The 25,037-nt window shown below is 54.2% G+C and carries 25 protein-coding genes; 7 read left to right on the top strand and 18 right to left on the bottom strand.

Going from position 1 to position 25,037, the window contains the following annotated elements; genetic code table 11:
• Positions 1-35: 35 nt before the first annotated feature.
• From NP77_RS13640 to gmk, 7 genes are all read right to left on the bottom strand, one after another.
• Positions 36-1,715: an AsmA family protein gene (locus NP77_RS13640; protein WP_003851351.1), complete on the bottom strand. Its 1,680-nt coding sequence runs from the start codon at positions 1,713-1,715 to the stop codon at positions 36-38.
• Positions 1,716-1,833: 118 nt separating this feature from the next.
• Complete coding sequence (locus NP77_RS13645) at positions 1,834-3,207, bottom strand: NCS2 family protein (protein WP_039660553.1); 1,374 nt, start codon at positions 3,205-3,207, stop codon at positions 1,834-1,836.
• 104 nt (positions 3,208-3,311) lie between these two features.
• Entirely contained in the window at positions 3,312-5,390 is a 2,079-nt protein-coding gene (gene recG / locus NP77_RS13650; RefSeq protein WP_039660555.1) for an ATP-dependent DNA helicase RecG, read from the bottom strand.
• Positions 5,387-6,085 carry a tRNA (guanosine(18)-2'-O)-methyltransferase TrmH gene (trmH, locus tag NP77_RS13655; RefSeq protein WP_003851348.1) on the bottom strand — a complete coding sequence of 233 codons (699 nt, stop codon included), beginning with the start codon at positions 6,083-6,085 and terminating at the stop codon, positions 5,387-5,389. Before trmH ends, recG begins: the two co-directional genes overlap by 4 nt.
• Before the next feature lie 2 nt (positions 6,086-6,087).
• Complete coding sequence (gene spoT / locus NP77_RS13660; protein WP_003851347.1) at positions 6,088-8,196, bottom strand: bifunctional GTP diphosphokinase/guanosine-3',5'-bis pyrophosphate 3'-pyrophosphohydrolase; 2,109 nt, start codon at positions 8,194-8,196, stop codon at positions 6,088-6,090.
• Positions 8,197-8,216: 20 nt separating this feature from the next.
• Complete coding sequence (rpoZ, locus tag NP77_RS13665; RefSeq protein WP_003851346.1) at positions 8,217-8,492, bottom strand: DNA-directed RNA polymerase subunit omega; 276 nt, start codon at positions 8,490-8,492, stop codon at positions 8,217-8,219.
• 54 nt (positions 8,493-8,546) lie between these two features.
• Complete coding sequence (gmk, locus tag NP77_RS13670; protein WP_033743562.1) at positions 8,547-9,170, bottom strand: guanylate kinase; 624 nt, start codon at positions 9,168-9,170, stop codon at positions 8,547-8,549.
• A 240-nt stretch (positions 9,171-9,410) separates the two neighbouring features.
• Here gmk and ligB point away from each other — a divergent pair, with 240 nt between their 5' ends.
• Complete coding sequence (ligB, locus tag NP77_RS13675) at positions 9,411-11,162, top strand: NAD-dependent DNA ligase LigB (protein ID WP_039660558.1); 1,752 nt, start codon at positions 9,411-9,413, stop codon at positions 11,160-11,162.
• On the opposite strand, the gene NP77_RS13680 is transcribed toward ligB, so the two are convergent.
• The 7 genes from NP77_RS13680 to NP77_RS13710 form a co-directional block, all read right to left on the bottom strand.
• Positions 11,100-11,717, bottom strand: coding sequence for a trimeric intracellular cation channel family protein (locus NP77_RS13680; protein WP_008926964.1), 618 nt, complete (start codon positions 11,715-11,717; stop codon positions 11,100-11,102). The two genes, ligB and NP77_RS13680, sit on opposite strands and share 63 nt — an antisense overlap.
• Positions 11,718-12,149: 432 nt before the next feature.
• Positions 12,150-12,794, bottom strand: coding sequence for an oligosaccharide flippase family protein (locus NP77_RS13685; RefSeq protein WP_003851343.1), 645 nt, complete (start codon positions 12,792-12,794; stop codon positions 12,150-12,152).
• Between the two features lie 82 nt (positions 12,795-12,876).
• Positions 12,877-13,143 carry a hypothetical protein gene (locus NP77_RS13690; protein ID WP_039660605.1) on the bottom strand — a complete coding sequence of 89 codons (267 nt, stop codon included), beginning with the start codon at positions 13,141-13,143 and terminating at the stop codon, positions 12,877-12,879.
• A 433-nt stretch (positions 13,144-13,576) separates the two neighbouring features.
• Positions 13,577-13,972 (bottom strand): hypothetical protein, encoded by a 396-nt coding sequence (locus tag NP77_RS13695; RefSeq protein ID WP_039660561.1) that lies wholly within the window; start codon positions 13,970-13,972, stop codon positions 13,577-13,579.
• A 136-nt stretch (positions 13,973-14,108) separates the two neighbouring features.
• Complete coding sequence (locus NP77_RS13700; RefSeq protein WP_039660562.1) at positions 14,109-15,251, bottom strand: alanine racemase; 1,143 nt, start codon at positions 15,249-15,251, stop codon at positions 14,109-14,111.
• A 234-nt stretch (positions 15,252-15,485) separates the two neighbouring features.
• Positions 15,486-16,409 (bottom strand): kdo(2)-lipid IV(A) palmitoleoyltransferase, encoded by a 924-nt coding sequence (gene lpxP, locus NP77_RS13705; protein ID WP_003851339.1) that lies wholly within the window; start codon positions 16,407-16,409, stop codon positions 15,486-15,488.
• 426 nt (positions 16,410-16,835) lie between these two features.
• The gene (locus tag NP77_RS13710) at positions 16,836-17,699 is read right to left on the bottom strand and encodes a YicC/YloC family endoribonuclease (RefSeq protein WP_003851337.1); all 864 of its coding nucleotides are present in this window, start codon (positions 17,697-17,699) and stop codon (positions 16,836-16,838) included.
• Between the two features lie 156 nt (positions 17,700-17,855).
• On the opposite strand from NP77_RS13710, the gene NP77_RS13715 reads away from it, so the two are divergent.
• A complete protein-coding gene (locus NP77_RS13715; protein ID WP_003851336.1) occupies positions 17,856-18,281 on the top strand; it encodes a DUF3574 domain-containing protein in 426 nt (141 codons plus the stop codon).
• 38 nt (positions 18,282-18,319) lie between these two features.
• Here NP77_RS13715 and NP77_RS13720 read toward each other — a convergent pair whose 3' ends face one another.
• On the bottom strand, positions 18,320-19,504 hold the full coding sequence (locus NP77_RS13720; RefSeq protein ID WP_003851335.1) for a NupC/NupG family nucleoside CNT transporter: 1,185 nt from the start codon (positions 19,502-19,504) through the stop codon (positions 18,320-18,322).
• A 150-nt stretch (positions 19,505-19,654) separates the two neighbouring features.
• Between NP77_RS13720 and rph the strand changes: the two genes are divergently transcribed.
• Together rph and pyrE are read left to right on the top strand one after the other, a co-directional pair.
• The gene (gene rph / locus NP77_RS13725) at positions 19,655-20,371 is read left to right on the top strand and encodes a ribonuclease PH (RefSeq protein ID WP_003851334.1); all 717 of its coding nucleotides are present in this window, start codon (positions 19,655-19,657) and stop codon (positions 20,369-20,371) included.
• Between the two features lie 49 nt (positions 20,372-20,420).
• Positions 20,421-21,062, top strand: a complete 642-nt coding sequence (gene pyrE / locus NP77_RS13730; RefSeq protein ID WP_031591887.1) for an orotate phosphoribosyltransferase — start codon at positions 20,421-20,423, stop codon at positions 21,060-21,062.
• 35 nt (positions 21,063-21,097) lie between these two features.
• On the opposite strand, the gene slmA is transcribed toward pyrE, so the two are convergent.
• The 3 genes from slmA to coaBC form a co-directional block, all read right to left on the bottom strand.
• The gene (gene slmA, locus NP77_RS13735) at positions 21,098-21,694 is read right to left on the bottom strand and encodes a nucleoid occlusion factor SlmA (protein ID WP_039660564.1); all 597 of its coding nucleotides are present in this window, start codon (positions 21,692-21,694) and stop codon (positions 21,098-21,100) included.
• 119 nt (positions 21,695-21,813) lie between these two features.
• Complete coding sequence (gene dut / locus NP77_RS13740) at positions 21,814-22,272, bottom strand: dUTP diphosphatase (RefSeq protein WP_003851329.1); 459 nt, start codon at positions 22,270-22,272, stop codon at positions 21,814-21,816.
• A complete protein-coding gene (gene coaBC / locus NP77_RS13745) occupies positions 22,250-23,470 on the bottom strand; it encodes a bifunctional phosphopantothenoylcysteine decarboxylase/phosphopantothenate--cysteine ligase CoaBC (RefSeq protein WP_039660566.1) in 1,221 nt (406 codons plus the stop codon). The genes dut and coaBC overlap by 23 nt, the downstream gene beginning before the upstream one ends.
• A gap of 180 nt (positions 23,471-23,650) precedes the next feature.
• On the opposite strand from coaBC, the gene radC reads away from it, so the two are divergent.
• The 3 genes from radC (at position 23,651) to rpmG (ending at position 24,972) form a co-directional block, all read left to right on the top strand.
• A complete protein-coding gene (gene radC / locus NP77_RS13750; RefSeq protein WP_003851323.1) occupies positions 23,651-24,307 on the top strand; it encodes a DNA repair protein RadC in 657 nt (218 codons plus the stop codon).
• 241 nt (positions 24,308-24,548) lie between these two features.
• Positions 24,549-24,785 (top strand): 50S ribosomal protein L28, encoded by a 237-nt coding sequence (gene rpmB / locus NP77_RS13755; protein ID WP_006121249.1) that lies wholly within the window; start codon positions 24,549-24,551, stop codon positions 24,783-24,785.
• Between the two features lie 19 nt (positions 24,786-24,804).
• Complete coding sequence (rpmG, locus tag NP77_RS13760) at positions 24,805-24,972, top strand: 50S ribosomal protein L33 (RefSeq protein ID WP_003024094.1); 168 nt, start codon at positions 24,805-24,807, stop codon at positions 24,970-24,972.
• The last annotated feature ends 65 nt before the right edge of the window (positions 24,973-25,037 follow it).

Genomic DNA, 25,037 nt, shown 5'->3' on the forward strand with positions numbered 1-25,037 from the left:
CATAAGGGCCGCCTCCGCGGCCCTTATTGATCCTGTTAACGCACCTGACCGGCCTGCATTGTCTGCTGTAACTGTTGACTGTCCGTCGTCACCGACAGAGTGCCATTCACGGTCGGGCGCAGTGGCTGGCCTGCGGGTAATGCACCGCTTAGTTGCAGCTGCATATTACTGTCACCGGTTAACGGCAATACGGGCCATCCCCAGTTCTGCAACACATTCACCGGCACTGCCCGACCCGTCAGTTGCAGTGTCAGAGGACGCGCTGGCTGCTGACCTACGGTGGCGGTTCCTTCGAGCAGGCCCTTGTTACTGAACGCACTCAGTTCAGTAACCTGAATCTGCTGCGGGTCAGCACTTAGCGCAATCGACGGATGACGCAGATCGGTGCGGTTAAAGGTCGATTCTGCCGCGTTCAGGCTGAGCTTACCCGACCAGATCCCCCACTGATGCTGCTGAGCCAGCAGCAGGTTTTCGCCAGCGCCATCCAGTGAAGTCAGCTGGAAGGGAAACGCCGGATTAATATCGATAATCAGGTTACGGTTAGAGGTGAAACGCGTTACCTCTACACTCTCCAGCCACGCGGGCAGTGTCGCCTGCCAGCGGTCACGCCAGTCCTGCGGCAGCGTGTATTCCAGTCCGGCAACGGCCAGATTTTTCAGCGTCAGGCGCTTATTGCTGCGCGACCAGTCACCGTCAGCCCGAATCACCCCGTTCGCCCAGCGTGAACTGAATTGTGTCAGCGCCACACCCTGCGGTGAGAAATCCAGGTTAAGGATAGGGTCATTAAGCTCGAATCCACCGTCGATAAAATTGCTGGCATTCAGCGCCAGTGAACCGTCGTTACTCTGCCAGTCATCTCCCTGCCAGTTAACGTTTCTCAGCGTCAGATCCAGATCTGTCACCGCCCAGTCAGGCCCCTGCAGACGGGCATCGGTCATGTCGAGGCGGGTAATGGCAATTGACGGAACAACCTGTAGGGTATGCAGGAAATCTTTCAGGCTGCTGGTAGTCTGCAGACGGATGTCGTTCAGTCGCAGCTGATTAATTTTCCAGTTGCCCTGGGCATCGCGCTCACCGTTACCGGTCATGGAGCCACGCGCCAGGTCGGCACCAATATTGTCAAAGCGCATCCGACCCTGGGAAACACTGCCCTGAATCAGGACGTTTTCACCCGGCACATTATTCAGCGTCATGCTGCCTGCGCTCATCTGGAAGCGGGCATCGCGACCCAGCATATCCAGCCCCGTGGGCTTCCACGGCAGGATGCCGCCATTAACCTGCTGAGCAAACAGCGGTAATGCGCTCTTGGGACTGTCGATACGCATATTATTGAGTTGCAGGCGATCGGCCTGAATCGGCAGCGTGCTGCCCTGCGCCAGATTAGCCAGATTCACTTCCCCATCGCGCAGCTCAAGGCTGCTGAAATGCAGCGGATCGCTGAACTGAATCAGCGCCAGGCCGAGATCAACCCGTTTCGCGACCAGCACCGCAGGCTGACCATCGTGACCAAAGCTGAAGTCATCCAGAATGATATGAGAGGGAGAAGAGAAATTGTGTTCAATTTTACTCAGGGAGAGATGCCATTCGGTTTTGTCGCTCACCCAACGGCTAAACCAGCCTGCACCCCACTGTGTCTGCAGCAGTACATAGATCACGACCAGGGTAAAAAGCAGCAGTAAAAGTAAGGTGAGGAAAAACTTTCCAATAAATTTCATAGCATCCTTCCCGAGTTAAATCCGGTGAGAGGTTGTTATGCCTGAATTACCGTTACAGCTCAACAGCCTGGATGTAAATCCGAATAATTAGCAGGCAGGCCGAAGCCTGCCTGTGGCCTTACTTCTCTGGCGGAAAAATCAGGTTGAGCACGATTGCGGTAATACCGCCTGCGGCAATGCCGGAAGAGAGCAGCGTTTTCAGCCAGTCGGGGGCAAACTGCAGGATCAGTGGCTGCTGAGACACGCCCAGACCCACCGCCAGCGACAGCGCGATAATCATGATGGCGCGACGATTAAGCGGCTCGCGTGACACGATGCGAACACCTGAGGCGGCAATGGTGCCGAACATCACAATGGTTGCGCCGCCGAGTACCGGCTCAGGGATCATCTGCACCAGACCGCTGACCGCCGGGAACAGCCCCAGCACGATCAGCATCAGTGCGACAACAAAGCCCACGTAGCGGCTGGCCACGCCGGTCAACTGAATCACACCGTTGTTCTGACCGAAGCAGGAGTTAGGGAAAGTGTTAAACAGCGCGGAGACAAAGGAGTTGAGGCCATTCGCCAGCACACCGCCTTTCAGGCGCTTCATATAGAGCGGGCCGCTGACGGGCTGTTCCGACACATCCGAGGTGGCTGTGATATCGCCGATGGTCTCCAGGGAGGTCACCATAAACACCAGCATCAGCGGGATGAGCAGATTCCAGTCGAAGCCCAGCCCGTAATAGAGCGGGGTCGGCACCACGATCAGCGGCTGATCAGCAGGGATGCCCGCTGCCGGCAGCATGCCCATCGCCCAGGCCAGCAGATAGCCCACGGCCATCGCAATCACCAGGGAGGCGACGCGCAAATAGGGGTTTTTCTGCCGGTTAAGCAGCACGATCACCAGCAGCACGGCACCGGCCAGCATCAGATTCTTTGGCGCGCCAAAGGTATGGTCACTCATCGCGCTGAAACCGCCGCCAATCGAAGTCACTCCTACCTGAATCAGCGACAGCCCAATAATCATCACCACGATACCGGAAACCAGCGGCGTGATAATCCGGCGAGCCAGATGCAATACGCGTGACAGCACCATTTCGGTACAGGAGGCCACCATCAGCGTGCCAAATAGCGCCGCCATCATGGTGGGCACGTCAGCGCCGCCATTCTTCAGCGCCATCCCGCCCATGATCAAAGGCGTCACAAAGTTAAAGCTGGTTCCCTGAATCGACAGCAGACCCGAACCCACCGGTCCCCAGGTTTTGATTTGCAGCAGCGATGCCACACCTGAAGCAAACAACGACATGCTGATAACGTGCCGGGTATCTTCTGCGGGCAGGCCCAGCGCCTGACAGATCAGTATGGCGGGCGTGATGACCGCGACAAACATCGCCAGCAGATGCTGACCAGCGGCAAACAGCGTTTGCGGCAGAGGTGGACGATCTTCAAGACGATAAATCAGTTCGCTTTGCGTGGCGGAAGGCTGGTCTGGCTGAGGATTGGTGGACATCTTCTGTTCTTCCCAAAAAATAATGTGGCGATTGTAATCATCCGCCGGGCAAAAGCAATCGTTTGCCCGGCACGGATATAAAAGCCGACTTGATGGGATCTCATTCAGACGTTGGTAAAACGGGTGTTCTCTGGCAGCCAGCGTTCAATCAGAGCGCTGGCCTGCTCGGGATAGTGCTGGTGGATGTGGCGCGCCACACGCTGAACTTCGGGCACCATCGCCGCATCGCGCAGCAGGTCGGCCACTTTAAATTCGGCGTTGCCGGTCTGACGTGTGCCCAGCAGTTCACCCGGTCCGCGAATCTCCAGATCGAACTGGGCAATAACAAAGCCGTCATTGCTGTCGCGTAGTACCTGTAAACGCTTCTGCGCCGTCTTGCTCAGCGGCGCTTTGTAGAGCAGTACGCAGTGTGATGCCACGGCACCACGACCCACACGGCCTCGCAACTGATGCAGCTGTGCCAGCCCTAACCGCTCAGGGTTTTCGATAATCATCAGGCTGGCATTCGGCACGTCCACGCCGACCTCAATGACGGTCGTCGCTACCAGCAGCTGGAGTTCATTCGCTTTAAACGCCTGCATGACCGCCTGTTTTTCAGCGGGTTTCATGCGGCCATGCACCAGTCCGATATTTAAGTCGGGCAGCGCGGTTTTCAGGGATTCCCAGCTGGCTTCTGCCGCCTGTGCTTCCAGCAGCTCTGACTCTTCAACCAGCGTGCAGACCCAGTAGGCCTGACGTCCCTCCCGGCAGGCATGCTCAACCCGAGCCACAATCTCCTCGCGTCGCGTATCGGGGATGGCCACGGTGGTCACCGGAGTACGTCCCGGCGGCAGTTCGTCGATGGTTGAGGTATCGAGATCGGCATACGCGGTCATCGCCAGGGTGCGCGGAATCGGTGTGGCGGTCATGATCAGCTGATGCGGATGGAAACCCTGCTCCTCACCTTTTTCCCACAAGGCCAGACGCTGGTGGACGCCGAAGCGGTGCTGCTCATCAATAATGACCAGCGCCAGACCATTGAACTGCACCTGCTCCTGAAACAGAGCGTGTGTGCCCACGACCATTGCTACCTGACCGCTGGCTATCGCCTCCTGCTGTGCCTGGCGGGCTTTGCCTTTCTGTTTTCCGGCCAGCCAGCCGACTTCAATCCCCAGCGGCGCAAACCACTGGCGGAAGTTACTGGCGTGCTGTTCAGCCAGCAGTTCGGTCGGTGCCATCAGCGCAACCTGCTTGCCATGGGCGATAACGTTCAGCGCAGAGAGTGCAGCCACCAGTGTCTTACCCGAGCCGACGTCGCCCTGCACCAGCCGCATCATCGGGAAATCATTGGCCAGATCTTTCTCTATCTCCGCCACCACGCGCTTTTGCGCATTGGTCGGCGAGAAAGGCAGCGCGGCCAGCAGCTGGTCACTGAGATTGTGTCGCGGCGGCATCGGTAACGCGTAATAGCGCTGAGCGCCTGCGCGCACTGCCAGCATGCTGAGATTATGCGCCAGCAGCTCTTCAAGAATTAATCTGCGTTGTGCCGGATGACGGCCACTTTCCAGCTCGCTGAGCCGGAGATCGGGCGGCGGACGATGCAGTGTGCGCAGCGCATCTGGCAGGCTGATTAAGCCGCCGCTTAACTCCTTCGGCAACAGCTCGGCAATCGGGCAGCTTTCCAGCAGCGTCAGCGCCTGGTCAGTGAGATTACGCAGCGTGGCCTGTCGAATGCCTTCGGTCGTGGGATAAACCGGTGTTAAGGTCTCTTCCAGCGTCACATTGTTCTGCTCGCCCTGGATGCGGTACTCGGGGTGAATAATCTCAGCGCCGCGCTGACCGCGCTTAATTTCACCATAAGCGGTAACACGCCGTCCCGGCGACAGATTGTTCTTCATCCCGGCATTAAAATTGAAGAAGCGCATTGTCAGCACGCCACTGCCATCGCTGATCTGACACACCATCATCCGGCGACGACCAAAAGTGATATCTGTGTGCAGCACTTCGCCTTCGACTGTGGCCCAGATACCGGGAAGCAGATCATTAATAGCATAGAGTTGGGTGCGGTCTTCGTAGCGCAGCGGAAGATGAAGCAGGAGATCCTGAACGGTGTGCAGGTCAATTTTGGCCAGTTTTGCTGCCTGGCTGGCACCGACGCCGGTCAGTGTACTGAGCGGAATGGCATCCAGCAGACGGCCTTTCATCGTCTTTTACCGGTCGACTGCATGGTTGCCCACCAGCTGGGATCGGCGTCGACTTCGCCCTGCGCATTGATGCGCGGATAGGGTAGACCTTTCTGCTTTGCGACCCGCGCGAGCACCGGGAATCCGCCTTCGAACAGCAGGCGTTGCTGCTCATCCTCGTCCAGCAGGCTGTAATCGCGCAGGTAAAGACCGGCGTTCTGCCGCTGTCGCTGGGCTTCATAGAGGATAAGCGCGCAGGCGACCGAGACATTCAGCGACTGCACCATACCCACCATGGGGATCACGATCTGACGATCAGCCAGCGCCAGCGCTTCTTCGGTGATGCCGGTTTTTTCCTGCCCCATCAGAATGCAGGTGGGAAGGGTATAATCGATCTCACGAAAATCCACCGCATCGGCGGAGAGATGGGTCGCTAAAACCTGCATCTTCTGCTGTTTGAGCTGTTTTACGGCATCGCCGATGGTGGGATGGGTGACCACTTTCACCCAGCTGTTGCTGCCGGCAGACGCGGAAGCCTGCGTGCGCATCCGCTGGCTCGGCCAGACGGCATGCACTTCGTGGATGCCAACGGCGTCGGCCGTGCGGATCACCGCTGAAACATTGTGTGGTTTATGCACCTGCTCCATGCAGACCGTCAGGTCGTGCTGGCGCAGTGCCAGCATCGCCTGAATCCGGGCAAAACGTTGATCGTTCATGCCTAATTACGGTTACGGTGGACTTTGATCACATCCGGCATCACGCGAATTTTACGCATGATATTCGCCAGATGAACGCGGTCACGTGCGGTGAGGCGGATAAAGGCGCTATAGACGCGACCATCACGCTCTTCGGTATTCAGGCTCTGAATATTCGAACCCGCCGTGTTGATGGCCGCCGTCAGGTTAGCCAGCGCACCCTGATGGTTAAACATGTCGACTTTGATTTCTGCTACGAACTCCTGCTCGGTGACTTTATCCCACTCAACCGGCATGAATTTTTCCGGCTCTTTCTGGTAGCCACGAATGTTCCGGCAGGATTCATGATGCACCACCAGCCCTTTGCCAGGACTGACATGGGCAACAATCGGGTCACCAGGAATCGGTCGGCAGCATTTGGCGAAGGTAATCAACACGCCATCTGCGCCTTTAATCGGCAGTTTACCGCGCTTGCTGGTGCTGGTGATGGCCTTGCTGTCAGCCTGCAGCAGGTTCTTCGCCACCACCACGCTCATCGCATTACCGAGGCCAATTTCCGCCAGCAGATCATCAAGGGAAGTCAGCTTCATGCGGTCCAGTTCCTGTCTGATATTCTCAGCCGGGATTTCAGCCAGTTTACGGCTACCGCCCAGCGCATGGCTGAGCAGGCGGCGACCCAGATTAACCGAGTCTTCGCGCTTGAGGTTCTTCAGGAGCTGACGAATTTTGGCGCGGGCTTTGGAACTGACGACAAAATTGAGCCAGGCGGCGTTTGGACGAGCGCCTGGCGCGGTGATGATCTCAATCGTCTGACCGCTGGTCAGGGTTTGCGACAGCGGATAAGGCTGGCGGTCAACGCGTGCGCCGACGCAGGCATGGCCGATATCGGTGTGCACCGCATAGGCGAAATCTACCGGCGTCGCGCCGGTTGGCAACTCAACAATGCGACCTTCAGGCGTAAAGACGTAGATCTCATCAGGGAAAAGATCGGACTTCACGCTTTCAATAAATTCAAATGAACTGCCCGCACTCTGCTGCAGCTCGAGCAGGCTTTGCAACCAGCGCTGCGCGCGAATCTGTGCAGTGGTGCCACTTTCGCCCGCCTGTTTATAAGCCCAGTGCGCAGCGACCCCCATTTCTGCCATCTGATCCATATCCTCGGTGCGAATCTGCACTTCAACCGGCACGCCGTGCGGGCCGATCATGGAGGTATGGAGCGACTGATAGCCGTTGGCTTTGGGGATGGCGATATAATCTTTAACGCGGCCCGGACGCGGCTTATATAAGCTGTGCATCTGGCCCAGAACGCGATAGCAGGTATCCAGATCTTTCACGATGACGCGAAAGGCATAGATATCCATGATCGAGTGAAAACGCTGCTCTTTCAGCGTCATTTTGCGGTAAATCGAGTAAAGATGCTTTTCGCGACCGCTGACGCGGCAGGGAATGCCCGCTTCCTGTAAACGGCCATCAATCTCAGAAAGAATCTTCTGGATCATCTCTTTACGATTACCACGCGCAGCTTTCACCACCTCTTTAATCACCCGATAACGGTTCGGGTAAAGTGCTTCAAAACCGAGCTCTTCCAGCTCTGTTTTAAGGTGATGAATACCCAGGCGGTGTGCCAGCGGACTATAAATCTCTAACGTTTCCAGCGCGATGCGGCGACGTTTGTCCGGGCGTAAAGACCCAAGGGTGCGCATATTATGGGTGCGGTCAGCCAGCTTGATGAGAATGACGCGGATATCCTGCACCATCGCCATAATCATCTTGCGGAAGTTCTCAGCCTGCGCTTCTTTCTTATCGCGGAATTTCAGCTTATCCAGCTTTGAAACGCCTTCGACCAGCTCCGCCACGCTTTTACCGAACAGCTGTTCCATATCCTGGTAAGTGGCGGGCGTATCTTCGATCACGTCATGCAGCAGCGCGGCCATGAGCGTTTCATGGTCGAGCTTCATTTCCGCCAGAATACAGGCCACGGCAACCGGATGGGTGATATAAGGCTCACCACTGGAGCGTGTCTGTCCCTCGTGGGCATCACGTGCGACAAGGTAGGCTTGCTGGAGGCGCTTGATCTGCTCCTCTGGCAAGTATTTTTCAATCAGTTGATTGAGACTTTCAAACAGATACAAGGGCGACCTGCAGGTGGCTGTTAACGACGACCTTCAGCGATAGCGGTAACGGCCTGTAACTCAGCGGCTTCCTGCTCTTGCTGTTCCTGACGATCACGCACATCTAAAATCTGATTGGTGACCAAACCTTCTTCGATTTCGCGCAGGGCGATAACGGTAGGTTTATCGTTCTCTTCCGGAACCAGCGGATCTTTGCCGCCAACCTGCATCTGACGTGCACGACGTGCAGCGACCAACACCAGGTCAAAACGATTACCAACTTTTTCTACTGCGTCCTGAACGGTTACGCGTGCCATAGGTGTGCTACTCCACAGATGAAGAAATGACTGCGCATCATACTGAAACTGTATTCAGACTGCCAACAGTTTGCTGATTAAAGCATCGTGACGCGCCTTCTGACGCGCCATACGCAGACGTTCTGCGCGAATAATGGTTTTCAGATCGGACAGCGCCAGATCAAAATCATCATTCACAATTAAATAGTCATACTCGGCGTAGTGGCTCATTTCCGCTACTGCCTGAGCCATGCGACGTGTGATCACCTCTTCGCTGTCCTGACCACGACCGCGCAGACGGCGATCGAGCTCTTCTTTCGAAGGCGGCAAAACAAAGATGCTGCGTGCGCCAGGCATTTTAGCGCGGATTTGCTGCGCGCCCTGCCAGTCGATGTCGAGGAACACGTCAACGCCGGTTGCCAGCACCTGCTCAATGGCATGGCGTGACGTACCGTAGTAGTTGTCAAAAACCCGGGCATGTTCGAGGAAAGCATCTTCCGCGATCATCTGCTCAAATTCATGTTTCTCAACAAAAAAGTAATGTTCGCCATGGGTTTCACCCGGACGCATACCGCGCGTCGTGTGCGAAACAGAGACCTGCGTGTCATACAACGGCTGGGTCTTTAACAGTGCCTGAATCAGGCTGGATTTCCCTGCACCGCTGGGAGCAGAAACAATATAGAGCGTGCCTTGAGCCATGGTTTTCTTGAATTGATTAAAAGCGGAGTCGATTTCCTGCACAGTATACACAGCTTCCCGTTGCCACGCAGCGTTTGCGCAGCGAGAACACCCAATCTTTTGCGCATCTGCGCGCAAATCTCTGTCGGGCAGCTGTAATGGTTCACGGATTACCCTGGCATCTCTTCCGGAACGAAACCTCGCCTCTGGCTGACGCTAATGCATTGCTGTTGAATGCCACAAAACGTCAGAGGAAAGAGTATGAAAGGATTCGGCTGGCCGCTATCTGCGATTATTCTGTGGTTCGCCCTATGGCCTGCGCACAGTGCCGTTTGTCCGGTCTGGACACCCGTACGGGCGACTGAAGAGATTGGCCGTTTGCAACAGCAACTGCAACACTGGGATGACGCTTACTATCGCCAGGGGCAGAGTCTGGTGGCTGACACGGATTACGATGCGCTGCAGCAGCGGCTTGTTACCTGGCAACACTGCTTTAGCGCTTCTCAGCCCACTTATTCGCCGCAACTGCCGGGCAAAGGTGAGCACCTGCATCCGGTCGCCCATACTGGCGTAAAAAAAATGCGCGACAAGCTGACACTGGCTTACTGGATGCAGGGGCGACGCGATCTCTGGGTGCAGCCAAAAGTTGATGGCATCGCCGTTTCACTGGTGTATCGCCATGGCAGGCTGGTCTCGTTGTTAAGTCGTGGCGATGGATTGCGCGGTGAAGAGTGGCTGGCTAAAGCCGCCTGGATCCCGGCAATTCCGCTGCATATCGAGACCCCTCTCGACGAGGTTGTACTGCAGGGCGAGCTGTTTTTGTTGATGAACGGTCATCAGCAGGCGATTGATGGCGGCAAAAATGCGCGCTCACTGGTGGCCGGCGCGATGATGAGCAGGCAGCGGACTCCGCTGCTGGATTCGCTCGGTGTTTTCATCTGGGCATGGCCAGATGGTCCCGCCACAATGACGGAGCGCCATGAGCAACTCAGCCGCTGGGGGCTGGGCATTGCAGCAGAATGGAGCCACAACGTTAAAGATGAAGAGGACGTAGCCATCTGGCGTGAGCGCTGGTTTCATGCTGCGCTGCCTTTTGTCACAGACGGCGTGGTGGTTCATCAGAGTCTGCGGCCTGCAGGCAAAAACTGGCTGCCAGGCGAGGGTATATGGGCGGTTGCCTGGAAATATCAGCCTCCTGAAGTCAGTGCTGAAGTGCTCTCCGTCGATTTCCCCATTGGCCGAACCGGAAAAATAGCGGCGGTACTTAATCTTCAGCCAGTGCAACTGGATGATAAAACGGTCAGGCGGGTTAATGTCGGATCGCTACGTCGCTGGCAGGAGAGCGATATCGTCGCGGGCGATGTGGTCACGCTGAGTCTGGCGGGTCAGGGCATTCCCCGGCTGGAGCGGGTCATCTGGCGCGTGGCAGAGCGACATTATCCTCTGCCTCCCGAGGCGTCGCGTTATACGCCGTTGAGTTGTTATACCTTCAGCGCTGAGTGCCAGAAGCAGTTACTGGCGAAATTACGCTGGCTCAGCCAGAAAACGGTGCTGAATATTCCTGGGGTTGAGCGCAGCACCTGGCTGCGCTTACTGGAAAGCGGCAGTATGACGCATCTGTTCGGCTGGCTGACGTTAACACCAGAACAGATTGCCGCCGCGACGGATCTCTCTCCGGAACGTGCGGAGCAGCTCTGGCACCGTTTTAATCTCGCTCGTCAGCAACCGTTTCGTCGATGGGTGAAGGCCCTTGGCGTTTCATTGCCGCAAAAGGCCCTGAATGCGCTGCCCGATCAGCAGTGGGAGAGCATAATGCGGCGGGATGTTATGGCCTGGCAAACTCTGCCGGGCGTTGGGGCGGGGCTGGCAACGCGCCTGGCTGAGCAGTTTCAGGATGCCCGTCTGCAGGCCCTCATCGCGTTCCTGCAACAGCAGGGTATTCCTGCGTCCTCAATGCTCGGGGTGGGGATAGTTGAAAATCGGCAAACCGAGACGGAAGCGCAGCGCCAGTAAACGGGCAAAAAAGCCGAACAGCAGGGTAATGATAATCACCGCTTCATGCGCCAGCGTGGTTTTCAGCAGCAGGATATACATCCAGCCCGAGGCGAAAGCGATACCGGCGTACAGCTCTTTCTGAAACACCAGCGGAATGCGATTACAGAACATGTCACGCAGTACGCCGCCAAAGACACCTGTAATCACTGCGCTTATCGCGGCAATAATCATGGCGTGTCCGGAATCAAGTGCAACCTGCGCGCCGATAATGGAAAAGACCACCAGACCCAATGCATCCAGCACCAGAAAAACTTTGCGCAGGTGGGTCATCAGGGGCGCCAGGAATGTGGTGACGACCGCTGCTGCCGCCACAATCATGATGTATTCGGGATTTTTCACCCAACCCAGCGGATAGTGACCCAACAGGATATCGCGCACCGAGCCACCACCAATTGCGGTCACTGACGCAATAATAATGACCCCGAACAGATCCATTTTGCGGCGACCCGCCGCCAGCGCACCTGTCATGGCTTCAGCAGTAATACCAATAATGTAGAGAACGGTCAGTAACATAGCAGACTCCAGTAAGACGGCGGCAAGGCTACAGCATTGCTTAACAGGCGGCGACAGAGATTTCAGGTGGTCGGCGTCCGGGATTTGCGCAGTGTATACCAGTCCGGCCCGGCATCAGCATAGAAAGACTTTTCAGTGCAAAACCGGTCATGAATGCTGGTGAAGGTTAAGATGAGACGATGTGCAGAGGAGTCGCGCGGGCCTGGCTGGTGTTAACTGACTCAGAACCAGGGGGAGATTTACAGCCCATGACGGCCAGAAATTTGCAGGTCAGACATTGGTCTGTAAAGGAGATAGAAAGAACGGGATGCTGCATCTAAAGAAAGGAGTAAAAATATATCGACAGGATTAACAAAAAGAAAGGCGTGCTGGTTAACAGCACGCCAACGCATCGTTTCGGATGCTCAGAGCCCACCATACAGACTTATTTTATTATTTGTTTCTTGCACGAATTTTAGCAAAAGCATTCAGACTAAAGTGATATTCCGGCTGGAACCATGAGCGACCATAGTAGCAGTAAATCAGCATGCGAATGGATGCCATCGCAAGGTAACCCCAGATCGCACATAATACAGAAGGTGTCAGCCAGACGGTAAATAAGGTGACTGCAAGTCCGGCTAATACTGAGGACGTTTCAGCAAAAGCAATGCGTGTATATTGCTTTTCACGCTGTAACACCGCACGGTAATGCTGACCCTGAGGGATGATAATAAACACCACTGAAACCATCTGCAGCATGAGAGCCAGTTCGGGCTGATTAAACAGGCTGTTCAGCAGGTGACTGCCCGTAAATAACAGACCAAACACCGCGACACCCATCAACATATTACCCCAGTAAATGGTTGAGAGGTCATTGATTGAGAGCATACAGCGACGGATCAGTGTATTTGAGAAGCCGCGATCGGCCAGAGTATCAATAAACAGTAAGGCAATTATGGCAATCGCCAGCAGGTTTAGCTCATTCGCCTGCAGAATCTGCGCCAGCAACGAGAGTTGCAACACGCCAATGCCAATAATTTTGATTGAAGAGAGCAGAGACCATTTTGCGCTATTAAGACTGCTTTCACGTATTGCCATAATATACTCGTTAGAGTCTATCGACTCTGTGAGAATTAAATAATTGTGTAACGGCAAGAAGAGGTTGCTGTGACACCGTTAGTTAGTGCAATTTTTCCGGCCGAAGTCCTGAAATACCTCTCCAGGCTTGCCATGTTATTATTGATTCAATCAAATGATGCTCAGATAAAAAATAGATATCCCTGGTAAATTCCCTGTTTCGTGTCATGGCGGAATCCCCTGCAGCTAACAGAAATTCCGCCAGATCACGAATAAATCCTTTTGTATTTTTATATTCTCCTGCCAGCATCCTTGCGGCAATCTCAACGAATTCTTTTTCTGATAACAAAGGATAGGTTGAGCGGTCCATGACTTTTTCCTGCTTTATCATTATGGGTATTGCTGTGTGTGGAATGATTTATACATTGTTTTATTTAATTTAACACCATAAGAAAAGTCTGATTACACGACCGCAGAAATAAATGGTTTCACTTTATGCATGATAAATATTAAATCTTCAGGAGAGCAGTGATAAACAACTGTTGATGATTAATGTATGTCTCTAAGGCAGAAGGTCATCAGGGGAGACAGAGAAGCCTGAAATCCGGGAAGATCAGCTATGTGAAAGCGGGTTAAGCCAGGAATTTTCCTGGCGGAGATGCTTAAGCAGGGTTGGTGGTAAACGTGTATCGGGGATGAGTAATCAGATAAGCGCTTTATGCTTTAATGTCAGAAGTTTTTCTATTTTTTTTCGTTAGCGACCAGCGATAAGTACAGAGAAAAACGGACTCTAAGTCCTTGATTTACTGTGTCAGAAGCTGATTGAGTTTCTCCAGATCATTGCTAACCCATTCAATATCCTGCTTAAATCTCTCATCTGAAGTAAATGGCTGGCGATAAACCGTAACCATTACCTCGGCACCCTGTTCATTAGCGATCACGCGCATCGGCACATAGATCTCCTTTCCTGAGCCGTTATCAATCCAGTGATCCATTACGCCAAACGGATTGTGTGGTGAAAACCTGAGCTTCACATTGCCCAGGGGGCCTTTAGCACGCCAGCGATGTCCATCGGGTTCTAATGCACTGTGCGTTAACCCGGATGCCCATTTTGCGAAAAATTCCGGCTTCCAGATAGTTTCATAAAGATCTAACCAGTGACGTGGGATCGTCAGGCTCAGCGTGCGAGAGGAGAGCATGTAACCTCCAATGGATAAGCGAAAAAGGCATTAAAGCATGGGGCCAGACTTGTTAAAACGGTGTAACAGTAGAAGTGTGGTGTTGACAGGGTTTCGTACAAAAGGCAGACAACGGATGAGGCTGTCTGCCGCAGAATCAGATGAAGTTGCCACGCGCAGAAACGGCATGATCTTCGCTATGGCCACTGGCGTGGCGCAGAACAAAGCCATCCGACTGCGCCATCACTGCGCAACTGTGATTCGGGAAGATACGCAGCAACGTGCCGACTTCAGGGCGGCGATCCTGAAACAGCAGAAAACCGTGCTCCTCGGATAACTTCGTCACTTCATACGTATTGCCCGCTTCGTCTGCTGCAACACCAAAGCCGCTGGCATTGGTGCCGTGCGGCCCTTTATCCGAACTCAGCATTTTTGATCCGGCGTCAACAATGGCGAAATGATCGTTTACCGCCACAACGCGGGTAATGACGCTCATTGCCAGTTGATCGACGTGGCTTAACCCAAGGCGGCAGGCAGTAAGATCCAACAGTGCATAGTTACCGGGCCGGATTTCATTAATGCAGGGCGCAATCTCTGCTGCCAGCGCAGTTGGGGTTGACCCCACTGAGAGAGGGCAGTCGGTAAAACCCGCAGCCTGCAGTTTTGCCTGAACGCGCTGCATCAATGCCGTTTCCTGGCGGGCGACCTCCGCAATGGCTGCGGCATGACCCGCACCATAAGCGTGACCGGCATGTGACACTAATCCGGCAAAGCGTAATCCCTTGTCCTGTAATGCCCGGGCAATCAGCACGGCGTCATCTGTATCGGGATTGACGCCAATGCGATGTAACCCAACATCCACTTTAATCGCCACCGCCAGTTCGCACCCTGGCTGATGCTGGCAGGCCTCAGCGATCGCCGCCACGCCCTGCAGGCTGTCCGCAATCAGGGTGAGTCTGACCTGATGAAGCACGGCGAGGCGCAGTAATTCAGCCACGCTTTGCGGATGTACAACCGGATAGGCTAACAACAGATCGCGTATACCACCCTGAATAAAACTGATGCCTTCGCTGGGTTTTGAGACGGTGATCCCCTGCGCGCCAGACTCAATCTGTCGCCGGGCAATCCAGACGCTTTTATGCGTTTTGATATGCGGACGCAACGCGACGCCAGCCGCACGGGCTTTGCGCTGCATATGCTGCAGGTTGCATTCCAGGCGTGCTGCATCCACTTCAATGTAAGGTGTGAGGCGATCGTCAATCAGCGGACGCTGCCACTGCTGTGTGTCATTGATATCCATAAGGTGTCCGTTAATAACGAGATAAGAAGATTCATCATTTCCTAATAATCTCTCTGATACCAGCCTGCTTACCGCAGAACAGGCATGTTGAGCAGCAGAAACAAGAGCCATTGCTATAACGCGAGAGGCATGATGAGGAGAGGGGGATCGGGAAAGAGGAAAGGGAGGAACAAAAGGAGTGAACCCGGAGATTAAAACAAAAAAGCAGGCACGCGGCCTGCTTTATCAGTTTACTCAGATATAGAGTGACTGTTCACCCGGCGGACGGGTTTTGAATCGGCGATGTAGCCAGAGGTACTGTTCGGGTGCACGCAGGATCTGATTTTCGATCACTTTATTCATGTAAGCGGCAGCAGCAGCCTCATCGGTATGAGGATAATTTTCCAGCATCGGTTCGATGATTAAATGGTAGCCATCATTTCCTGGATTACGAATCAGCATAATCGGTACCATCGCTGGCTTCGCCAGACGCGACAGAACAAAAGTCCCGTTGGTAGTGGCAGCTTTTTCCACCGCAAACAGTGGCGCAAAGGTGCTGCCTTTAGGGCCGTAATCCTGGTCTGGTGCAAACCAGACCGATTCACCCTGTTTCAGAGCATGAACCATACCGCGCAGATCACGACGGTCAATCATCGCTTTATTAGAACGCATGCGGCCTTTGGTCTGCACATACTCCATCGCCTGATTATTGTGCGGGCGATACATCGCCATCATCGGCTGACAGAGTCCACTGATGCGTCCGCCCAGCTCCAGCGACATGAAATGTACGCCAATCAGCATCACACCGCGCTTTTCGTTCTGCGCAGCGTGAAGATTATCCATACCTGAAACGTTAAACAGGCGTTTTACTGCCCGGTCAGACCAGAACCAAGCAATACCGGTTTCAGCCAGGGCCATGCCTAGCGATGCGAAGTTACCAGCGATCATGTGTTCGATTTTTTCTTCACTGATACCCGGGAAGCAGAGTTCGATGTTACGACGGGTAATACGCTCGCGGCGCTGCAGGAAATGGCGAGAGATTTTGCCGGCACCGGCACCGAGACGCATGAGAACAGGATAAGGAAGCTGGACCAGCAGCCAGAGTACGCCAAGGCCAAACCAGGTAAACCAATAACGCGGATGCAGCAGCGAACTGCTAAATTTTCCGGTGTTTTTCATTAACAACCTTCATGGAAGTTGAGGGGGGTATCGCATAAAGAGCACTTCCATGAGTCTTAAAGCGGTACGGCTGTATTGAATTCGACCGATACTTTATCAAAAAGTGCCTTCAAAAAAAGGGAAACTCCGTGATTCACAGGATTGATCTGTTTCATGGAGACAGTGCGTCGGGAACGTAAAAAGAGTTAAATCCAGAAAAATTATTTTAAAATCAGCAATTTAAAAAGAAATCATCCTAAATGCAAAGCATGATTAAAGTGTGTTCCGGAAGTGTCTGGAAATGAACGTTTATCAATCTTTACGTGATAATGAAGCCGCAGGTGGGAGTCAAAAGCCACATAGGGAGGTGAAACCCGAAAGATAATGCCTGAAAAATGAACAAAGCGCCATTGCTGACGCTTTATAACTGACCTGCCGGGCGGGAACTTACTCGATGTTCTGAATCTGCTCGCGCATCTGTTCAATCAGCACTTTCAGTTCGATCGCGGAAGTGGTGATCTCGGCGTTGATCGACTTTGATGCCAGCGTATTCGATTCCCGATTGAACTCCTGCATCATGAAATCGAGACGGCGGCCTACAGCCTCTTTCTTTTTCAGGATGTTGTAGGTCTCTTTAACGTGTGCATCCAGACGATCCAGCTCTTCGGATACATCAACACGCTGCGCCATCATCACCAGCTCCTGCTCAAGGCGATTGTTTTCCAGCTGGACTTCAGCATCTTCCAGTTTGGCGACCAGGCGTTCACGCTGCCATTTGATCACGTCAGGCATCTGCGCGCGCACTTTGCTGACTTCCTGCGAAACGCCTTCCAGACGCTGTTCAATCATCGCTTTCAGCGCGGTGCCTTCGCTTTCGCGCGCCGCAATGAAATCGTCCAGCGCGCCATCCAGTGCCTGTAACAATTGTGTGTTGATGGCATCCAGATCCTGCTCCTGCGCAGACATCACGCCCGGCCAGCGAAGAATATCCAGCGGATTAATCGCGCCTTCGTCGCTCTGCATTTTTACCCAGTTAGCAGCCTGCACCAGCTGTTTCGCCAGCGTTTCATTCAGCATCAGTTCGCCCTGAGCGCTGGGATCGGCATCATAACGCAGGTTGCACTCAATTTTACCGCGCGTCAGACGCTGGCGAATGCGCTCGCGGATAACCGGCTCCAGCCCACGAAACTGTTCAGGCAAACGGATGTAAGTTTCCAGATAACGCTGGTTAACAGAACGCAGCTCCCAGGCTGCGCTGCCCCATTCGCCTTTGGCTTCGCTGCGGGCATAAGCGGTCATACTGCGGATCATAAGCGGTACTCAATTTACGGAAAGATGGGTGAAGTATAGCGAGGCGAGCCACGCCATAACAGGCATAAGCGTCTTACAGGAAAATAACGAACTATTTCCGCTTTCAGCGGCAGCCACATATGATGACCACTGGTCACCTATGAGGATAACTGATTTATGTCCCGCGTTATTGCATTCCCTGTTGTAATGGCTCTGCTGCTGGTGGGTTGCCAGACGCGCCACGCGCCGCCGACTAAACCGCACCCCATCTGTGCGGGTGGCGACATGATGATGCAGACCACGTTGTGGTTCGGACTCAGCAAGCCAGATGGCGGCAGTGTGAGTTCACTCGACTGGATGAACTTCGTGGATAATGAAGTCACGCCACGTTTCAAAGCGGGATTGTCGGTCTATGACGCTAAAGGTCAATGGCTGGGCGAGAACGGTCAACTGGCAAGAGAGAACAGTAAAGCGTTGATGCTGATCCACGGTATCGATCCCGCGACCAATCATGATATTGAGGCGTTACGTACCCTCTATAAAAAACGGTTTGGTCAGGAGTCGGTTATGCGGGTAGATGCACCCGTCTGTGTCGGGTTCTAGGGCGAAAGCGGGCGGCGAAGCTGCCGCCCGCTAAATAGTCAGATAAACAGACCGGCAAAGGCCGCAGAGAGCAGGCTGACTAGTGTGGAGCCATAGACCAGCTTCCAGCCAAAGCGGGAAACCACATTTCCCTGTTTCTCGTTCAGGCCTTTTATTGCGCCCGCCACAATGCCGATCGAGGCAAAGTTAGCAAAAGAGACCAGGAACACCGACAGAATACCCAGCCCGCGCGCACTCATGCCCGCCGCGACTTTCTGCAGTTCAATCATCGCCACAAACTCATTCGCGACCAGCTTAGTCGCCATGATGCCTGCCGCCTGCAGGGCATCGGCTTTCGGAATCCCAATCAGCCAGGCCAGAGGATAGAACAGATAGCCGAGCAGCTGCTGGAAGCTGTAGCCAAACACCGCCGCAAACAGCGCGTTAACGGCAGCAATCAGAGCAATAAAGCCAATCAGCATCGCCAGAATAATCATCGCCACTTTGAAGCCTGCCAGGATGTACTCGCCCAGCATCTCGAAGAAGCTCTGCTCTTCATGCAGCTTTTCCAGCGCGATAGGCTGCTCATCCCGGCTTTCCATCGGGTTGATGATCGACAGGATAATAAAGGTGCTGAACATATTAAGCAGCAGTGCAGCAACCACATACTTCGGTTCAATCATCGACATATAAGCACCGACAATCGACAGCGAAACGGTGGACATCGCGGTCGCTGCCATGGTGTAGAGCCGGCGCGGTGGGATATCACCCAGAATCCCTTTATAGGCGATAAAGTTTTCTGACTGACCGAGAATCAGTGTGCTGACGGCGTTGAATGACTCCAGCTTGCCCATGCCGTTAATCTTCGACAGCAGCGTTCCGAAAACACGAATCAGTAGCGGCAGGATGCGCCAGTGCTGCAATATGCCGATGAGTGCCGAAATAAAGACAATCGGACAGAGCACACCAAGGAAGATAAACGCCAGCCCCTGTTTGCTCATTCCGCCAAAAACGAACTCCGTGCCCTGCGCCGCAAACCCCAGCAACGTCTCAAAGAAACCGGCAAACGATCCGACCAGTGCCAGCCCTCCGGCGGAGTGAAGGAAGAACCAACCCAGCGCGGCTTCCACCACAATCAGTTGAATAATAAAGCGCAGACGAATCTGTTTACGGTCATGACTGACCAGCAGCGCAAGGGCGAAAATCACCACCAGCGCCAGCAGGAAATGAAGAATGGCGGCCATATGTCTTTTTTATCAGAGAGAAAGGAAAGCGCATTTAGCCACAGCTGGCCGGAAATTTCATCTGATGCCTGCTTCAGGCAGGCGCAAGAGACAGCGGGCAAGGAAGTCCGTATAATGCGCAGCCAATCATTAGCAAGCCGGAGAATACCCATGCGTCCAGCAGGCCGTAGCGCACAACAGGTGCGTCCAGTCACATTGACCCGCAATTACACCAAACACGCAGAGGGTTCCGTTCTGGTGGAATTCGGCGAAACGAAAGTGCTTTGCACTGCCTCCGTAGACGAAGGGGTTCCGCGTTTCCTTAAAGGCCAGGGCCAGGGTTGGGTCACAGCCGAATATGGCATGCTGCCGCGTTCGACCCACAGCCGTATGGCGCGTGAAGCCGCAAAAGGTAAACAGGGTGGCCGTACGCTGGAGATTCAGCGTCTGATTGCCCGTTCACTGCGCGCCGCGGTTGATCTTAAAGCGCTGGGTGAATTTACCATTACGCTCGATTGTGACGTAATCCAGGCCGATGGCGGCACCCGCACCGCATCAATCACTGGCGCCTGTGTGGCTCTGGCTGATGCGCTGAACAAGCTGGTAGCCAGCGGCAAACTCAAAGCAAACCCGATGAAGGGTATGGTCGCCGCGATTTCAGTGGGCATCGTCAAAGGCGAAGCCCTGTGCGATCTGGAGTATGTTGAAGACTCAGCCGCAGAAACTGACATGAATGTCGTGATGATGGAAGATGGCCGCATGATCGAGGTGCAGGGCACCGCCGAGGGCGAACCCTTCAGCCATGAAGAGCTGCTGACGCTACTGGCGCTGGCGCGCGGCGGAATTGAGGAATTGATTCAGGCGCAGAAAGCAGCGCTGGAAAATTGATGTAACAGGCGACCTCAGAGTCGCCTTTTCTTTATTTGAGGAGTGAGAGATGAAAGCCTGGCAGCGTCAGTTTATTGAATTCGCCCTGAACAAGCAGGTGCTGAAGTTCGGTGAGTTCACTTTGAAGTCCGGGCGTAAAAGCCCCTATTTCTTTAATGCCGGTCTGTTTAACAGCGGACGGGATTTAGCGCTGCTGGGACGCTTCTACGCGCAGGCGCTGGTGGATGGCGCTGTTGATTTCGATCTGCTGTTTGGTCCGGCCTATAAAGGCATTCCGATTGCTACCACCACGGCAGTGGCGCTGGCTGATCATCATGACCGCGATGTGCCTTACTGCTTTAACCGTAAAGAAGCCAAAGATCACGGTGAAGGTGGCCTGCTGGTAGGCAGTCCGCTGCAGGGCAAAGTGATGCTGGTGGACGACGTGATCACAGCGGGCACGGCGATTCGTGAGTCGATGGATATTATCGGCGCGCACAACGCCACCCTGGCAGGTGTGCTGGTTTCGCTAGATCGTCAGGAGCGTGGACGCGGAGAGATGTCGGCAATCCAGGAAGTGGAACGTGATTACGGCTGTAAAGTGACTGCGATTATTACCCTGGCAGACCTGATTGCCTGGCTGGAGGAGAAGCCTGAGATGGCCGATCACCTGGCTCAGGTCCGTGCTTATCAGAAAGCGTACGGGATTTAACAGAGGCGGGCGCAATGCCCGCCTTCTTTGACGCTTTACGTTAGCTGAGCAGCCATGAGTGGCCAGCGGGCCTCAAAGTCTGCGGTAGGACTGAAACGAAACTCAGAACGGACATACCGCGACAGCAAACCTTCACAGAAAGCCAGCAACTGACTTGCCAGCAATGCTTCATCAGCCTGAAAAGCCTCGCCCTCACGCATTTTCCGCTCACGCATGACCTGTCGCAGTTGCACTTCAATCCGCTCAAACAGTTGATTGATACGTCCCTGCAGTCGGTCCTGCTCAAACATCAGAGCATGGCCGGTCAGTATGCGCGTCAGTCCCGGATTACGCTCACCAAATCCCAGAATCAATTGCACGATCAGACGCAGACGCGTCATGGTCTCTTTTTCATCCTTGAGGATCAGATTGATGCGGGTAATCAGACTGTCTTCGATAAACTCAATCAGACTATCGAACATGCGTGTCTTGCTGGGGAAGTGACGATACAGCGCCGCTTCGGAAACACCCACCGTGGCTGCCAGTTTGGCTGTGGTGATACGCTGACTGCCATCGCCCGACTCCAGCATCTGCGCCAGCGCCTGCAAAATCTCTTCGCGACGATTCCGCTTCGCGACTTTTTTTTCTGCCATGACCTTAAAGACCCCTGAAATTCACCTAAATACAGGCAACACCTACGCATCTGCCACAGGAACGCGTCCTGCAGCGATGAGGAAAAATAACGGGCGTAAGTGAAAGTCGGTAATGCGGGTTACTGGCGACCGGAGTGGCCGAAGCCGCCTTCGCCGCGCTGGCTGGCGTCGAAATCTTCAACCAGATTAAATTCAGCCTGGACTACCGGTACAAACACCAGTTGTGCCATGCGATCGCCGGGCTGCAGCGAGAAACTTTCCTGACCACGATTCCACACCGATACCATCAGCTGTCCCTGATAGTCCGAATCAATCAGACCCACCAGGTTGCCCAGCACGATGCCATGCTTATGGCCAAGGCCCGAGCGCGGCAGGATTACAGCGGCCAGATCGGGATCAGCGATATGAATCGCCAGGCCGGTCGGAACCAGCGTCGTGGTGCCTGGTGCGATGTCGAGAACATCATCAATGCAGGCGCGTAAATCTAACCCAGCGGAACCTGAAGTGGCATAGGTCGGCAGTGGAAACGCTTTGCCGACGCGCGCATCCAGAATTTTAACGTCTATTTTTTTCATCATAACGGCTGACAATCTCGTCTATTAATTGTTGGCCAAGGAGAGACTTATCGCTGAGCGGTAAGCGTTTTTCTCCATCCTGCCAAAAAAGGTGAAGAGCATTGGTGTCGCTATTAAACCCCTGTCCGGCTTTAGCGACATCGTTAGCGCAGATCAGATCCAGATTCTTGCGCACCCGTTTTTGCCGGGCGTATTCTTCCACATTCTGTGTTTCAGCAGCAAATCCAACGACGAATGGCCGGTTTTCCTGAAGTGCAGCGACGCCGGCAACAATATCGGGATTCTTTACCAGGTTCAGCGTGACGTTATCATCGCCGCCCTGTTTCTTGATTTTATCGGCCGCAATATCGGCTGCCCGGTAGTCTGCCACGGCTGCGCTTGCAATGAAAATATGTTGTTTATCTATCTCACTCATCACAGCGGCCTGCATCTCCAGCGCGTTGGTAACATCAACGCGTCGCACACCCGCAGGTGCAGGCAGGCTGACCGGGCCGCTGACCAGCGTGACCTGAGCACCACGTCGGGCAGCCGCAGCGGCAATCGCAAAGCCCATTTTACCGGAGCTGTGATTCGTGATGTAGCGCACCGGATCCAGCGCCTCTCGGGTCGGGCCGGCGGTAATCATAATGTTGAGATGTTGCAGATCGTTGACGGGCGTAGCCCACAGCAGCGCATGGTCAACAATCGCCAGCGGGTCCAGCATCCGGCCTGGCCCGACGTCGCCACAGGCCTGGCTGCCGCTGTCCGGCCCCCAAATCAGCACGCCCCGCGCGTGGAGCGTCTGAAGGTTTTGCTGGGTCACCGCTGCGCGATACATCTGCTGATTCATGGCTGGCACGACCGCCACGGGTGAGGCCGTGGCCAACACGGCAGTGGTCACCAGATCGTTTGCCATGCCAGCAGTCACACGGGCAATCAGATCGGCAGTGGCCGGAGCCAGCACAATCAGGTCGGCCCATTTTGCCAGTTCAATATGACCCATCGCCGCTTCTGCAGCGGGATCAAGCAGATCGTCAAACACCGGATAGCCGGAGACGGCCTGCAGGCTGAGCGGAGTGATAAACGCTTTGGCACCTTCCGTCATCATCACGCGCACATCAGCGCCGCGATCGCGCAGGCGCCGCACCAGCTCAGGTGCTTTATACGCTGCGATACCGCCGCTCACGCCAAGAAGAATTTTTTTACCGGCTAATCCCATCATGATGTTGGCCTCACTAAGCTCTCTGCCGCTCGCGGCGGCGAATGCACGGACTTTATCACAAAAGCGTGGATGCGCCTTTTCACCGACTGCGTTTGCGAGCCGTCTCGTAGATTGCCGTTCCATTGATAGCCGCACTCTGCAGGATGAGCCATTCTGAGGCGCATCTCAGGGAGAGCGAAAATGAAAATCAAGGGACCACGGGAAAAACTCCAGAAACTGGGCGCAAACTCGCTCACCGATACCGAATTGCTGGCCATTTTTCTCCGCACCGGATCGCCAGGGCAGAACGTCCTTGAACTGGCCGGAGAGATGCTGGAGGGGTTTGGCTCGCTTTATCTGCTCATGACATCAGACAAAGCGGCATTCGGTGAAGTCAAAGGTATCGGCGATGCCAAGCTGGCGCAACTTCACGCGGTTGCCGAACTGGCGAAGCGATTTTTCGCCAGCAAACTGGTTCGCGAAAGCGCCATGGAGAACCCACAAATCACGCGCCAGTATCTGCAAAGTTTGCTGGCTCATCAGGAGCGTGAGATCTTTATGGCCCTGTTTCTGGATAACCAGCATCGGGTGCTACGGGCACAAAATATGTTCTCGGGTTCTATTAATAGTGTGGAAGTTCATCCTCGTGAGATCGTTCGGGAGGCGCTGAAACTCAACGCAGCTGCTCTGATACTGGCGCATAATCACCCGTCGGGCATGGCCGAACCGAGTCGCGCAGACCGCGAAGTGACCCACAAAGTCAGTGAGGCCTGCCAGCTATTCGATATACGCTTGCTCGATCATCTGGTGATTGGGCATGGCGAATATGTCTCCTTTGCCGAGCGGGGATGGCTCTGATAGCGGGAAATTTCGCGCCAGGTGGCGGCTTTTTGCCCGATCATTCGGGATCTTTATCTGTTCGGGACTTGAGCACTTGGGCTGAGCGGCGTATACTACGCCACCTTTGAGAATCTCGGGTTTGGCGGTTAGGCCAGCTTAGCGGGTTCCATGGAATTCGCCTGGCGGGCTGCAAGCCTGACGAGGCGGCCCAAACCTAATTTTTAAAGCTCGAGCTGATTTGATTTTTGGAGATATTGACATGTCACGAGTCTGCCAGGTAACTGGAAAGCGTCCGGTGACGGGTAACAACCGTTCCCACGCAATGAACGCGACGAAACGCCGTTTCCTTCCGAACCTGCACTCACACCGTTTTTGGGTTGAGAGCGAGAAGCGCTTCGTTACTCTGCGTGTATCTGTTAAAGGTATGCGTATTATTGATAAAAAGGGCATTGATACGGTGTTAGCCGATATGCGTGCCCGTGGTGAGAAGTACTAAGGTACTAAGGAACTGAATCATGGCTAAAGGTATTCGTGAGAAGATCAAGCTGGTTTCCTCTGCTGGTACAGGTCACTTCTATACCACCACGAAGAACAAACGTACTAAACCAGAGAAGCTGGAACTGAAAAAGTTCGATCCGGTTGTACGTCAGCATGTGCTCTACAAAGAAGCTAAAATTAAGTAATTTTAGTGTTCTGCTAAAAACCCGGCTCCGGCCGGGTTTTTTGTTTGTGTAAAACGCTGAGGAGA

It is taken from the genome of Pantoea sp. MBLJ3 (assembly GCF_000816655.1).
Taxonomy (GTDB): domain Bacteria; phylum Pseudomonadota; class Gammaproteobacteria; order Enterobacterales; family Enterobacteriaceae; genus Pantoea; species Pantoea eucalypti.